This window comes from Actinoplanes sp. NPDC021490 (assembly GCF_055562135.1).
In genome coordinates this window covers 88,449-101,380 of sequence record NZ_JBVHFW010000014.1, presented here as the reverse complement: position 1 = coordinate 101,380, position 12,932 = coordinate 88,449, and the positions used below count along the sequence as shown (strand labels likewise).

Genomic DNA, 12,932 nt, shown 5'->3' with positions numbered 1-12,932 from the left:
CCATGGCGAACATCAGCATCCTCGGCACCGGCAACATGGGTCAGGCCATCGGCGGTCTCGTCGCCAAGGGCGGCCACACCGTCCAGCAGCTCAACACCGCGAGCGCCGACCAGGCGGTCACCGGCGACATCGTCATCCTGGCCGTGCCGCACGCCGCGCTGGCCGACATCGTCGCCACCCGCGGCACCCAGCTCGCCGGCAAGGTCGTCGTCGACATCACCAACCCGGTCGACTTCTCCACCTTCGACGACCTGACCGTCCCGGCCGACGGATCCGCCGCGGCCGAGCTGGCCAAGGCCCTGCCGCAGTCCAAGGTCGTCAAGGCCTTCAACACCAACTTCGCCGGTACGCTGGCCACCGGCTCGGTCGGCGCCGAGACCACCGCCGTCCTGATCGCCGGGGACGACGCCGCCGCCAAGGCCGCCGTGAGCGAGGTCGTGACCGCCGCCGGTCTGCGCGCTGTCGACGCCGGTTCCCTCAAGCGGGCCCGCGAGCTAGAGTCGCTCGCCTTCCTGCAGATGACCCTGGCCGCCGGCGAGAAGCTGTCCTGGAACGGCGGGTTCGCGGCCGTAGCCTGACGCCCTCGGGCGCCGGCCGGAAGGCCGGCGCCCGGCGTGTCAGCCGGTGTGATGCGACTCCGGCAACCGGTAGACGGGCGTGGGCAGACCCTCGTACCGGGCCTTGAGCTGCAGGGCCAGATAGAGCGAGTAGTGCCGGGACTGGTGCAGGTTGCCCCCGTGGAACCACAGGTTCTCCTGCTGGGTCGGCTTCCACATGTTGCGCTGCTCGCCCTCCCACGGTCCGGGGTCCTTGGGCGTGTCCGAGCCCAGCCCCCACACCTTCCCGACGCGGGCCGCCGTGTCCGCGTCGACCAGGTCGGCCACCCAGCCGTTCATCGAGCCGTACCCGGTCGCATAGACGACCAGGTCGGCCGGCAGCGTGGTGCCGTCGGCCAGCACGACCGCGTCCTCGGTGAGGTGATCGACCTGGCCGTGCGCGAGCTTGACCCGCCCGTCGGCGACCAGGTCGGCCGCGCCCACGTCGATGTAGTAGCCGGAGCCGCGCCGCAGGTACTTCATGAACAGCCCGGAACCGTCGGCGCCCCAGTCGTGCCGGAAACCGGCCTTCTCCAGCCGCGCATAGAACTCGGCGTCCCGCTCGGCCATCCGCTCGTACAGGGGAATCTGGAATTCGTGCATGATCCGGTACGGGATCGACGCGAAGATCATGTCGGCCTTGTCGGTGGTGACCCCGTTGGCGACGGCCCGCTCGGAGTACAGGTCGCCCAGCCCGATGTCCATCAGCGAGGCCGACTTGACGATGTGCGTGGACGAGCGCTGCACCATGGTCACGTCGGCGCCGTGCTCCCACAGCGCGCCGCAAATGTCGAAGGCCGAGTTGTTCGAGCCGACCACGACCACTCGCTTGCCCCCGTACGCCTCGGGGCCCCGATGCCCGCTGGAATGCTGCTGCTCACCGCGGAAGACGTCCTGGCCTGGGAAGGAGGGCCAATTCGGCTTGCCTGACATTCCGGTCGCGAACACCACGTGGGCCGGCGTCAGCTCGACCGTGCCGCCCTCGCGCTCGACGATGACACTCCACCGGCCGCCGGAGAACTTCGCCGACCGTACGGTGGAGGAGGTCCAGTAGGGCACCTCCATGACCCGCGTGTACATCTCCAGCCAGTCGCCGATCTTGTCCTTGGGCGAGAAGACCGGCCAGTTCGGCGGGAACGGCAGATAGGGCAGGTGGTCGTACCAGACGGGGTCGTGCAGGCACAGGCTCTTGTACCGGCCCCTCCACTGGTCACCGGGCCGCGCGTTCTTGTCGATCACCAGCGCCGGTACGCCGAGCTGCCGCAGCCGGGCCCCGAGCGCGATCCCGCCCTGCCCGCCGCCGATCACCACCACGTACGGCTGCTCGGTGTGGCCCAGCGCGGCCGCCTCCTGCTCGCGCTTCTCCTTCCACGACTGCCGCCCCCGGGCCGGCGAATGCTCGACCCCCTGGGGCCGCCGCTCACCCTTGCGCTCCTCGAAGCCCTTGAGCTCGCGCAGCGTGGTCAGCAGCGTCCACGCGCCCTCGCCGGTGAGCCGCAGATGCCCGGCGCCGCGCCCGGTCGCGGTCTCGAACCGGATCCAGGCGTCGATCACGCCGTCGGCCTCGGTGGGTTCCTCGGTCAGCTCGAAGCCGGACGGATCGGTGCCGTCCAGCGTGTTCGCCAGCAGGTCGGACACGCCGTCGCGACCCTCGACCGTGGTGATGTTCCAGGTGAAGGCGACCAGGTCACGCCAGAAACAGCCGGGGGCGAACAGCGCGGCCGCGGCCGGCGCGTCCCGGGCCCGCAGCGCGGCCTCGAAGGACGCGAGCCAGTCGTCCACGCGCTGCCGTACGGAGAGCTCGGTTGTCTGCGTCATGGACACCACGAGACAGGCCCGACTCCGGTCCGCAACAGGGTTGCAACACATTGCACAGCCGGGCCATGCTCAGTCGTGGGCGATTTCCGCGCGGTGCGGCCGGGCACCGACCTGACGCGGCACGCCCGTGAGCTGCGCCGGGTGCACGACGCCGTGCTGGCCGGCGACCGTCCGCCGCATCGCCCGCGCGCGCTGGTCGAACGCTCGTGGTCCCGCGTGCTCGGGCTCGGTCTCGACCCCGGGCGGGCCAACGCGCGCGACCCGGCGCCGTTCGACGAGGTCGAGCGTCTGCGCCGCGAGTCGCCCCTGAGCCTGGTCGTCGACGACCTGCTGCGCCTGGCCGACGGCTTCCTGCTCGTGGTCACCGACGCGGGCGGCGTGATCCTGTGGCGGGCCGGGCCGTCCGCGCTGCTGCGCCGGGCCGACGGCCTCGGGTTCGGCGAGGGCGCGAACTGGACGGAGGCGGCCGTCGGCACCAACGCCATCGGGACGGCCCTGGTCGAGGCCGCGCCCGTGCAGCTCTTCTCGGCCGAGCACTTCGAGCAGGCCCAGCACGCCTGGTACTGCACGGCCCATCCGGTGCACGATCCGCGTACGGGCGATCTGCTGGGCATCGTCGACGTCAGCGGGCCCGCGCTCACCCTGCACCCGGCGATCGAGGCGCTGGTCGAGACGGGCGTACGGCTGGCCGAGGCGCAGCTGTGGCGCCATCACGCCGACCGGCTCGACCGCCTGCGCCGCTCGGCCGCGCACGTGGTCGCCACCGCGCACGGCCCACTGCTGATCGTGGACGAGCAGGGCTGGGTGGCCGTGGCGAGCGGCGTGGCCGCCCGCGACCGGATCGGCACGCCCCGCGAGGGTGCGGCCCTGGGCGTACCGGGAATGGGCCTTTGTCTTCCCGAACGCCTGCCCGAGGGCTGGCTGGTGCGCCCGGCCGGTCCGCAGGCCACCATCCACGCGACGCTCGACCTGCGGGCGGCGCCGGTCCTGGAGGTGCGCGGCGAGTCCGAGCCGTGGCGCACCCCGCTGACCCGCCGCCACGCCGAAATCCTCGGACTGCTCGACGCCTGCGGCCCGGCGGGCCTGACCGCGGCGCAGATGAGCCGTTTCCTGTACGGGGACGCCGACCACGTGGTCACCGTCCGGGCCGAGGTGTCCCGCCTGCGCCGCGCGATCGGCGCCCTGGTCGCCACCAACCCGTACCGCCTGGCCGCCGGCGTCTCGCTGACGATGCTGCGTTAGGAGGCCGTCATCGCCGGGGGACGAATGGACGCGCCGGTGGTCCCTTAACGCACCCGCGGGGCGCAGCAGCCGTCCTGGCAGCCACCGGCCGTGCTGGGGGCGACGGTGGCGAGCGGTGGGGTGCAGCAGGTGTCGCCGCGCCAGGCTTCCCGGCCCTCTTTGACGGCGACGGCGGCGATGACAAGCGCGGCGACAGGGTCGGCCCAGCTCCAGCCGAACAGGCTGTTGAGGGCGAGCCCGACGAGCAGGACCGCGGACAGGTAGGTGCACAGCAGGGTCTGCTTGGAGTCGGCGACAGCGGTGCGGGAGCCGAGTTCACGCCCGGCGCGGCGCTGGGCGTAGGACAGCCCGGGCATGACGGCCAGCGAGACCGCGGCCAGCACGAGCCCGGTGGTGGAGTGTGCGGCCTCCGCCCCGCCGATGAGCGCTCGAACGGACTCGACGCTGACGTAGGCGGCCAGGGCGAAGAACGAGAAGGCGATGATCCGCAGCGCGGTCCGCTCCCGTTCCGCGGGGTCGCGACCGGCGAACTGCCACGCCACGGCGGCGGCGGAGGACACCTCGATGACCGAGTCGAGGCCGAAACCGATCAGGGCGGTGGAGCCCGCGAGGGTGCCGGCCGTGAGCGCGATGATGGCTTCGACGACGTTGTAGGCGATGGTCGCGGCGACCAGCAACCGCACCCGGCGCGTCAGCGTGCGGCGCCGGTCCGGTGCCGCCCCGGCCGGGGTCAGCGACAGGCTCATCAGCAGCAGTCCTTCCCGGCGGCGTCGGGGCAGGCGGCCGGGTCCACCGCGAGGACGAGCCCGAGCAGGTCGGTGAGCGCGTGCCGGATGCGGGTGTCGGCGAGCTCGTATCGGGTGCGGCGGCCCTCCGGAACCGCGGCGACCAGGCCGCAGCCGCGCAGACAGGCAAGGTGGTTGGACAGGTTCTGCCGGCTGACACCCAAGAGGTCGGCGAGCTCGGCGGGATATCCGGGCGCCTCGCGCAGGGCCAGAAGCAGCCGGGCCCGGGTCGGATCGGACAGGGCATGACCGAACCGGGCGAGCACCTGCCCATGCGTCACCGTCTCCATGGCCCGACAATACAGTGAACGCTGTATTCAGCGAAACCTGTATCGAAGCGTCAGGGGGCGAGCGCCTTGATTTCGACGGGGATGCCGTTGAGGACGCTGTTGCCGGACAGGGGGTCGACGGTGGTCTCGTCGGTGAGGATGTTCGAGTTGACTCCGGGGTGGTCGGCCGCGACGGCCATGCGGGTGCCGGGCACGCCGTGGCCCCAGCCGTGCGGCAGGCTGACCACGCCGGGCATGACGGTGTCGGTCACCTCGACCCGCGCGGCCAGGCCGCCCGCCCTCGAGGTGACCTGGGCGTCTTCGCCGTCGCGCAGGTCGAGGCGGCTCGCGTCGGCCGGGTGAATCTGCAGCGTGCAGCGGTCGCGGCCCTTGACCAGGGCCGGCACGTTGTGCATCCAGCTGTTGTTCGACCGCAGGTGGCGCCGGCCGATCAGCACGAGCCCGTCGCGCGGCCGGTCGAGCGCCCCGCGCAGCCGGGACACCTCGTCGGCGAGCCCGTCGAAGTCGAGTTCGATCCGGCCGCTCGGCGTGCGCAGCACCTCGGGGATCCGCGGCTGCAGCGGCCCCAGGTCGACGCCGTGCGGGTTCTCCAGCAGCAGATCCAGAGACATTCCCTCGTACGCCCCGGAGCGCAGCGCCACGTCCAGCAGGCGCTCGGAGGGCGACGAGCCGGACGCCTCGGCCAGGCCCGCGCGGGTGAGCGCCTGACCCAGCATCGCGTCGTGCACGTCGGCCACCGTTCCGGGACGGCCGGACGCGATCAGCGTGAGCCGGGCCAGGATGTCGCACTCGTCGAGCGAGCCGGGCAACGCGGGCACGACCGGCGGGCTGTACGCGGCGAAGTTGCGAACGGCCAGGGCCAGGAAGGAGAAGTCGTAATGCCCCTTGCGCAGCGCGTCCGGTGGCGGCAGCACGACGTCGGCGTGCCGCGTCGTCTCGTTCAGGTACGGGTCCACGCTGACCATGAACGACAGGCCGGCCAGCGCCCGGTCGAGCCGCCCGCTGTTCGGGGTGGACAGCACCGGGTTGCCGGCCACGGTGATGAACGCGCGCACCTGCTCGTCGCCGGGTGTCTCGATCTCGTCGGCCAGCGTCGCCACCGGCAGTTCACCCTTGACCTCGGGCAGCCCGCGCACCCGGCTGTGCCACCGGCCGGTGCGGAAGCCGTGGCCCGTGCCGCGGCCCTTCGACGTGTGCGGCGCCAGCGGGAACATCACGCCGCCGGGCCGGTCGAGGTTGCCGGTCAGCACGTTCACCACGTCGACCAGCCACGACGTGAGCGTGCCGAATTCCACCGTGCACGTCCCGATCCGGCCGTAGACGGCGGCGCGCGGCGCGGCGGCCAGCTCGTGGGCCAGCGTGCGGATCCGGCCGGCGGGCACCCCGCAGACGTCGCCGACCAGCTCCGGCGGGAAGCCCGAGGCCAGCTCGGCCACGGCCGGGACGCCGTTGACGTGCTCCGACAGACGGCCCAGCGCGACGAGCCCGTCGGCGAAGAGAGTGTGGACGATGCCGAACAGCAGGTACGCGTCGGTGCCGGGCCGGATGAACAGGTGCTCGTCGGCGTGCGAGGCCGTACGGGTGCGGCGCGGGTCGACCACGACGAACCGGCCGCCGCGCCCCTGGATGGCCTTGAGCCGCCCCGGGAAGTCGGCCGCCGTGGCCAGGCTGCCGTTCGACTCCCACGGGTTGGCGCCGAGCAGAAGCAGCAGGTCGGTCCGGTCCAGGTCCGGTACGGGGATGCTCAGCGGACTGCCGAACAGGTGCCCGCAGGACACGTGCTTGGGCATCTGGTCGACCGTGCTCGCCGAGAACACGTTGCGCGTGCCCACAGCCTTGATCAGCGGAGTCAGATAGAGGCCACCGGCCATGGTGTGCACGTTCGGGTTGCCGAGATACATGGCCACGGCGTGCGGCCCGTACGTGTCGAGGATTGGTCGCAGCCCGGCCGCGACCTCGTCGAACGCCTCGTCCCACCCGACCTCGACGTGTTCGCCGTCCCGCTTGACCAGGGGCCGTCGCAGCCGGTCGGGGTCGTCGTTGAGCTGCCCGAACGTGGCGCCCTTGGGGCAGACGAACCCGTGGCTGAACACGTGCTCCCGGTCGCCCCGGGCGGTCACCACCCGGTCGTCGCGCACCGTCAGCTCGAGACCGCAGGCGGCCTCGCAGAGCGGGCAAGTCCGGTATGCCGTACGCGAGTCGGCCACGATGCCACCCACCTCCCGGGAAGGTTACTGGTGGGTATCGTGCCACGGAACGGCCTATTTGGGCAGACGCAGACCCTGCATCCCGCCGTCCACGGCCAGCGCGACCCCGGTGGTGGCCGAGGCGTCGGGCCCGGCCAGATAGGCGATCGCGTGCGCGATCTCCCCGGCCGTGACCAGGCGGCCCGACGGTTGCCGGGCCTCCAGCGCGGCCCGCTCGCCGTCCGGGTCGCCGGCCGCGGCCAGCAGCCGCTGCACCCACGGGGTGTCCGCCGTTCCCGGATTGACGCAGTTGACGCGGACACCCTCGCGCAGGTGGTCGGCCGCCATGGCCAGGGTCAGCGACAGCACCGCGCCCTTGGTGGCGCTGTAGAGGGCCCGGCGGGGCAGGCCCGCGGTGGCGACGATCGAGCACGTGTTGACGATCGAGGCGTGCGCCGACTCGCGCAGGTGGGGGAGCGCGGCCCGGCTGACCCGCACCATGCCCTGCACGTTGACGTCGAAGACGCGCGCCCATTCGGCGTCGTCGTTCTCCTCGACCGTGCCCTGGGCGCCGATGCCCGCGTTGTTGACCACGATGTCGAGCCCGCCGAACGCGGACGCGGCCTCGGCCACCGCCGCCCGCACGGAGGCGTCGTCGGTGACGTCGCAGCGCAAGCCGAGCAGCGGCGCGGGCACGGCGGTGTCGAGATCGAGCGTCGCCACCCGGTAGCCCCGCCCGGCGAGCAGGGTGGCGGTGGCCAGGCCGATGCCGGAGGCGCCGCCGGTGACGATCGCCCGCAGGCCGGTCATCGGGGGCCCACCACCTGCTGGCGGGCGCTGCCCAGGTGCTCGATGCCGAGCGTCATCACGTCGCCGGCCCGCAGATACACCGGCGGCTTGAGCCCCAGTCCGACTCCGGGCGGCGTACCGGTGTTGATCAGGTCGCCCGGTTCGAGCACCAGGAACTGGCTGAGATAGTGCACCACGACGTACGGGTCGAAGATCATGGTCTTGGTGTTGCCGGTCTGGCGGCGCACGCCGTTGACGTCGAGCCACATGGCCAGGTCGCGTACGTCCGGGATCTCGTCGGGGGTGGCCAGCCACGGACCCGCCGGGTTGAACGTCTCGGCCGACTTGCCCTTGACCCACTGCCCGCCGCGCTCCATCTGGAACGCGCGCTCGCTCACGTCGTTGACCAGCACGTACCCGGCGATCGAACCGGCCGCGTCCTCGACCGAATCCAGGTACGACGTACGCCGGCCGATCACGATGCCGAGCTCGACCTCCCAGTCGGTCTTGGTCGAGCCGCGCGGGAGGCGTACGTCGTCGTTCGGCCCGATCAGCGTGTTGGGCGACTTGGTGAACAGGATCGGCTCGGAGGGCACGGCCTGCCCGGTCTCGGCCGCGTGGTCGCTGTAGTTGAGCCCGATGCACAGGATCTGGTGCGGCCGGGCGATCGGGGCGCCGATCCGCTGCTCGCCGATCAGGCGCACGTCCCCGGCGGCGACGCGCTCGGCGACCGGCCCGGCGATCCGCTCCAGGCCGCCGTGGCCGAAGAACTCCTCGTCGAAGTCGGGCACCAGGTCGGAGACGTCCACATAGTCCGATTCACCGGCACGGACGGCGGGCTTTTCGGCGCCGGGGGCACCGAGGCGCATGAGAAACACGGGCGGGACTCTCCTCTTCTCAGGTGATCCAGTACGGCGTACGCAGACCTTTGGTGCCCACCTCGGCGGTGAACAGGCGTCCCGAGGCGGGTTGCCGCGTCAGATCGGCTGGGGAGAGATCCTGGGTCGCGGTCGTGATCACGAGGATGTCCAGCTCGGGACCGGCGAACGCGCAGCTGGTCGGCTGGGGCGCGTCCACCTCGACGACGGCCAGCAGGTCACCGGCGGGCGAGCGGCACTCGAGACGGCCCTGCCCATAGATGGCGATCCACAGGTTGCCGATCGCGTCCACGCACATGCCGTCGGGCAGGCCGCCGGAAATTTCGAACAGCTTCCGCCGTACGCCGTCCGGATAGTCCCGTCCGTAGACGATGCCGGGCACCGAGTCGATGCTGTAGAGCGTGCGGCCGTCCGGGCTCCAGCCCAGCCCGTTCGAGAGCGTCAGGTCGTCGTCGAGCACGGTCACCCGCCCGTCGCCCTCCAGCCGCACCAGCCGCTGGGTGCCGCGCGAGTCGTCGAGAGCCATGCCGCCGACCACGAACCGGCCCTGGGGATCGACCGCGCCGTCGTTGAGGCGGCTGCCCGGGCGGCCGAGGCGGGCCCGCGGCGTGTCCTCGCCGACCGCCAGCACGTCGTCGCGGGTGGCCACGAGCAGATCGCCGGTTTCCGACACGGCGACCACGCAGGCCAGGTCGTCGAACTCCCAGGTGCCGGTCACGGTGATCCGGCCGGGGGCGACCGTGCCGGCGTGCACCGCGCCGCCCAGGATGTCCACCCAGAGCAGGCGTTGCCGGTCGGCGTCCCAGATCGGTCCCTCGCCGAGGGCGTACGCCTGGTCGCCAGCCGGCCGGGCGACGAAGCGCGCAGTCATGTTCCGGATGGTAGGCGCAAGTTACGAGCAGTTGAAGGATCTTCCCGAGTTGCCGCGCCGGGGTTACGGTCATGACATGTCTGATCGACGCAGCGCACAGTGGTACGGCGGCGACGACCGGAACAGCTACATCCATCGAGCCTGGATGAGGCGCGGGCTGCCCGCCGACGCGTTCGACGGCCGCCCGCACATCGCGATCGCCAACACCGCCAGCGACCTCACGCCGTGCAACGCGCACCTCGACGAGGTCGGGCGCAGCGTGGCCGACGGCATCCACCGGGCGGGCGGCATCGCACTCAACCTGCCGGTGGTGTCGATCGGCGAGACGCAGGTGCGGCCGACCGCGATGCTGTGGCGCAACATGGCCGCGATGGCCATCGAGGAGATGCTGCGGGCCAACCCGATCGACGGCGTCGTGCTGCTCGGCGGCTGCGACAAGACCATCCCGGCGCTGCTCATGGCCGCCTCCTCGGTCGACCTGCCGGCCGTCGTGGTGCCGGGCGGCCCGATGCTGACCGGCACGTTCCGCGGGGTGCCGCTGGGCTGCGGGACCGACGTGTGGAAGCTGAGCGAGGAGGTGCGGGCGGGCACGCTCAGCTCCGACGAGTTCCAGCGTTCCGAGTCGTCGATGATCCGCAGCCGCGGCCACTGCAACACCATGGGCACCGCGTCGACCATGGGCCTGCTGGCCGAGGTGCTGGGCATGACGCTGCCCGGCATCGCGGGCACGCCGGCCCCCGACAGCCGGCTGCTCGAGGCCGCGCACGCCACCGGGGTGCTCGCCGTCGACCTGGTCGAGAAGGACCGGCGCCCCAGCGCGATCATGACCCGGGCCTCGTTCCACAACGCGATCGTGGCCCTGGCCGCCCTCGGCGGGTCGACCAACGCCGTCGTGCACCTGCTGGCCATCGCCGGGCGGCTCGGGGTCGAACTCACCCAGGACGACTTCGACCGGGTCGGAGCCGGGGTGCCGCTGCTGGTGGATCTGCAGCCCGCGGGCCGCTTCCTGATGGAGGACCTGTACCGGGCCGGTGGGCTGCACGCCGTGCTGGCCGAGGTGCAGGACCTGCTCGACTCCTCCGCGCTGTGCGTGACCGGCTCGGCCTTCACGTCGCATCTGCCGGACGCGCGGGTCTACGACCGGGAGGTCATCCGCCCCCGGGCCGACCCGCTGCAGATGGAGGCGGGCATCGCCGTGCTCTACGGCAACCTGGCCCCCGACGGCGCGCTGGTGAAACCGGCCGCGGCCACCCCGGCCCTGCTGCAGCATCGCGGCCCGGCCGTGGTGTTCGACTCGGTGGAGGACCTGAAGGCCCGGCTCGACGACCCGGCGCTCGAGGTCACGGCCGACTCGGTGCTGATCCTGCGCGGCTGCGGGCCCAAGGGTTACCCCGGCATGCCCGAGGTGTCGAACATGCCGTTGCCGGCCAAGCTGCTGGCCGAAGGCGTCCGCGACATGGTGCGCGTCTGCGACGGCCGGATGAGCGGCACCGCGTACGGGACCGTGGTGTTGCACGTCGCCCCCGAGGCCGCCGCCGGAGGACCGCTGGCCAAGGTCCGCACCGGCGACATGATCATCCTCGACCTGGAGAACCGCCGCCTCGACGTGGACCTGCCCGCCGACGAGTGGGCCGCTCGCGAGCCCTCGGCCGAGGCCGCCCGGGCCTATGCGGCCCCGAAGCGGGGCTGGGAGAAGCTCTATGTCGAGACGGTCGGCCAGGCTAACACCGGCGCCGACCAGTCCTTCCTGCTCGGCGGCACCGGCGACAAGGTGTCCCGCGAGTCGCACTGACCGGCCTGGTGCTCTGCCAGCTAGGCTAGGTGACGGTCGCCGCCGGTTGGCCGCTCGAGCAGGTCACCGTCATCGTGGTGACCGTGTTGCCGTGCTTGAAGCTCACGGCCGGCGCGGACGCGGGGCCGGTGTCGGCCGACTGCACCTTGAACGGCTTGCGGGCCGCGTAATCCATGATCTCCGCGGTGCCCGGGGACGGGCAGGAGGCGGTCACCGTGCCCGCGTCGGACGACAGGGTCCGGGTGACCGGCCCGGCCGGGGGATCGGTCGTCGGCGTCGCCGCCGGGGTGGCGGTCGGGACGGGTACCGGGCCGCCTGGGGGGACCGGGCCGCCTGGGGGCGCCGGGCTGGAAGCCGGGGGCGAGGAAGCAACGGGCCGGGTAGGTGTTCCGGCCGGCGCCGAGGTGCGGACCCCGGGTGTGGAGGCGGCCGCCGCGGTCGTGGTCGTCGTCCGTCCCGGCATCGCCGGCGGGACCTTCGACGAGCCCGGGGGGAGGGCTGGGGCGGCGGAAGGAGCGCTGGCAGTGGTCTCCTCCGACCCGTCCGGGAGCAGCAGCCAGCCCCCGGCGCCCGCGGCGCCCGCGGCGACGATCAGGCCGGCGGCGACCGCCCGGCGGCCACGCGACCGCCGGCCGGGCGTCCCGGCGGCCGGGGCGGGCAGGCCGGTTACCGCGGCGGAGGAGACGGTCACCAAGGCAGACGGGCCGGTCGCCACGGTCCCCGGGCCGGTCACTACGGCAGCCGGACCGGTCACCATGGCCGGCGGGCCGGTCACCATGGTCTCCGGGCCGGTCACCATGGTCTCCGCGGCCGTCGCGCCCTGGCTGAGCAGCGCGGAGACCTCGCGGGCGCTGGGCCGGCGGGACGGGTCCTTGATCAGGCAGCGTTCGCACAGGTCGGCGATGTAGGCGGGCACCCCGGCGACCGGTGGCAGCGGCGCGGGCTCCAGATAGATGTGCGCGGTCAGCATCTGGGTGGTGTCCTCGCTGTTCCACGGCGAATGCCCGGACAGCAGGCGGTAGAGCACCACGCCCAGCGCGTAGACGTCGGAGGCCGGTTCCACGGCGTCGTCCATCAGCCGTTCCGGGGCCAGGTAGGCCGGGGTGCCGTACACCTCCTGGTCGAGCTCGCCGGTTCCGCTGGGCGCGGTGGCGGCCGCGATGCCGAAGTCGACGACCTTGGCCCCGGTCGGGCCGAGCATGACGTTGGCCGGCTTGATGTCGCGGTGCACCAGGCCGACGGCGTGGGCGGCGGCCAGCGCGGCGGCGATCTCGGCGCAGATGCGCATGGCCAGGCGCGGCGTGACCGGGCCGTCGGCCATCCGGTCGGAAAGTGTGCCTCCTTCGACCAGCTCCATCACCACGTACGGGAAAACGTGCCCCTCGGTGGTCATCTCGCCGTAGTCGTGCACCTGCGCGATGTTCGGGTGTGACAGGCCGGCCGCGGCCTGCGCCTCCCGGCGGATCCGATGCTGCTCGCCGCCGCCCTCGACCGCCACGATCTTGACCGCGACCGTGCGGGCCAGCACGTGGTCCCGGGCCCGCCACACCACCGCCATCCCGCCCGCGCCGATCGGCTCGTGCAGCTCGTAGCGGCCGCCGAGGAGAAGACCGGCGAGGTCACTGCGTCCGTCCATTCGAGGCAGTCTGCCTGGATCGACGGACGTTCGCATCCTCCGCCCGGTC

Annotated in this window: 11 protein-coding genes; 3 read left to right on the top strand and 8 right to left on the bottom strand. The window is 72.6% G+C overall.

Annotation, left to right across the window (positions count from 1 at the left end):
* The first annotated feature begins 2 nt into the window (after nucleotides 1-2).
* Nucleotides 3-578, top strand: a complete 576-nt coding sequence (locus ACZ3I4_RS31735) for an NADPH-dependent F420 reductase (RefSeq protein ID WP_465385722.1) — start codon at nucleotides 3-5, stop codon at nucleotides 576-578.
* 39 nt (nucleotides 579-617) lie between these two features.
* Here ACZ3I4_RS31735 and ACZ3I4_RS31730 read toward each other — a convergent pair whose 3' ends face one another.
* Nucleotides 618-2,414: a flavin-containing monooxygenase gene (locus ACZ3I4_RS31730; RefSeq protein ID WP_465385721.1), complete on the bottom strand. Its 1,797-nt coding sequence runs from the start codon at nucleotides 2,412-2,414 to the stop codon at nucleotides 618-620.
* Nucleotides 2,415-2,489: 75 nt separating this feature from the next.
* Between ACZ3I4_RS31730 and ACZ3I4_RS31725 the strand changes: the two genes are divergently transcribed.
* The gene (locus ACZ3I4_RS31725) at nucleotides 2,490-3,656 is read left to right on the top strand and encodes a GAF domain-containing protein (protein ID WP_465385720.1); all 1,167 of its coding nucleotides are present in this window, start codon (nucleotides 2,490-2,492) and stop codon (nucleotides 3,654-3,656) included.
* 44 nt (nucleotides 3,657-3,700) lie between these two features.
* On the opposite strand, the gene ACZ3I4_RS31720 is transcribed toward ACZ3I4_RS31725, so the two are convergent.
* The 6 genes from ACZ3I4_RS31720 to ACZ3I4_RS31695 are packed head-to-tail and all read right to left on the bottom strand — an operon-like array spanning nucleotide 3,701 to nucleotide 9,455.
* The gene (locus tag ACZ3I4_RS31720; protein WP_465385719.1) at nucleotides 3,701-4,402 is read right to left on the bottom strand and encodes a cation efflux transmembrane domain-containing protein; all 702 of its coding nucleotides are present in this window, start codon (nucleotides 4,400-4,402) and stop codon (nucleotides 3,701-3,703) included.
* The gene (locus tag ACZ3I4_RS31715; RefSeq protein ID WP_465385718.1) at nucleotides 4,402-4,731 is read right to left on the bottom strand and encodes an ArsR/SmtB family transcription factor; all 330 of its coding nucleotides are present in this window, start codon (nucleotides 4,729-4,731) and stop codon (nucleotides 4,402-4,404) included. Before ACZ3I4_RS31715 ends, ACZ3I4_RS31720 begins: the two co-directional genes overlap by 1 nt.
* A gap of 50 nt (nucleotides 4,732-4,781) precedes the next feature.
* Complete coding sequence (locus tag ACZ3I4_RS31710) at nucleotides 4,782-6,950, bottom strand: molybdopterin oxidoreductase family protein (RefSeq protein WP_465385717.1); 2,169 nt, start codon at nucleotides 6,948-6,950, stop codon at nucleotides 4,782-4,784.
* Between the two features lie 42 nt (nucleotides 6,951-6,992).
* A complete protein-coding gene (locus ACZ3I4_RS31705; protein WP_465385716.1) occupies nucleotides 6,993-7,727 on the bottom strand; it encodes an SDR family NAD(P)-dependent oxidoreductase in 735 nt (244 codons plus the stop codon).
* Nucleotides 7,724-8,584 (bottom strand): fumarylacetoacetate hydrolase family protein, encoded by an 861-nt coding sequence (locus tag ACZ3I4_RS31700; RefSeq protein WP_465385715.1) that lies wholly within the window; start codon nucleotides 8,582-8,584, stop codon nucleotides 7,724-7,726. Before ACZ3I4_RS31700 ends, ACZ3I4_RS31705 begins: the two co-directional genes overlap by 4 nt.
* A gap of 19 nt (nucleotides 8,585-8,603) precedes the next feature.
* Nucleotides 8,604-9,455, bottom strand: coding sequence for an SMP-30/gluconolactonase/LRE family protein (locus ACZ3I4_RS31695; protein ID WP_465385714.1), 852 nt, complete (start codon nucleotides 9,453-9,455; stop codon nucleotides 8,604-8,606).
* 76 nt (nucleotides 9,456-9,531) lie between these two features.
* Here ACZ3I4_RS31695 and ACZ3I4_RS31690 point away from each other — a divergent pair, with 76 nt between their 5' ends.
* Nucleotides 9,532-11,247, top strand: coding sequence for a dihydroxy-acid dehydratase (locus ACZ3I4_RS31690; protein WP_465385713.1), 1,716 nt, complete (start codon nucleotides 9,532-9,534; stop codon nucleotides 11,245-11,247).
* 25 nt (nucleotides 11,248-11,272) lie between these two features.
* On the opposite strand, the gene ACZ3I4_RS31685 is transcribed toward ACZ3I4_RS31690, so the two are convergent.
* Entirely contained in the window at nucleotides 11,273-12,883 is a 1,611-nt protein-coding gene (locus ACZ3I4_RS31685) for a serine/threonine-protein kinase (protein ID WP_465385712.1), read from the bottom strand.
* Between the last annotated feature and the right edge of the window lie 49 nt (nucleotides 12,884-12,932).

Excerpts from the sequence above, each read along its gene's own strand:
- ACZ3I4_RS31685 (WP_465385712.1), bottom strand. The coding sequence starts at position 12,883 with ATGGACGGACGCAGTGACCTCGCCGGTCTTCTCCTCGGCGGCCGCTAC.
- ACZ3I4_RS31720 (WP_465385719.1), bottom strand. The coding sequence starts at position 4,402 with ATGAGCCTGTCGCTGACCCCGGCCGGGGCGGCACCGGACCGGCGCCGC.
- ACZ3I4_RS31695 (WP_465385714.1), bottom strand. The coding sequence starts at position 9,455 with ATGACTGCGCGCTTCGTCGCCCGGCCGGCTGGCGACCAGGCGTACGCC.
- ACZ3I4_RS31690 (WP_465385713.1), top strand. The coding sequence starts at position 9,532 with ATGTCTGATCGACGCAGCGCACAGTGGTACGGCGGCGACGACCGGAAC.
- ACZ3I4_RS31730 (WP_465385721.1), bottom strand. The coding sequence starts at position 2,414 with ATGACGCAGACAACCGAGCTCTCCGTACGGCAGCGCGTGGACGACTGG.
- ACZ3I4_RS31715 (WP_465385718.1), bottom strand. The coding sequence starts at position 4,731 with ATGGAGACGGTGACGCATGGGCAGGTGCTCGCCCGGTTCGGTCATGCC.
- ACZ3I4_RS31705 (WP_465385716.1), bottom strand. The coding sequence starts at position 7,727 with ATGACCGGCCTGCGGGCGATCGTCACCGGCGGCGCCTCCGGCATCGGC.
- ACZ3I4_RS31735 (WP_465385722.1), top strand. The coding sequence starts at position 3 with ATGGCGAACATCAGCATCCTCGGCACCGGCAACATGGGTCAGGCCATC.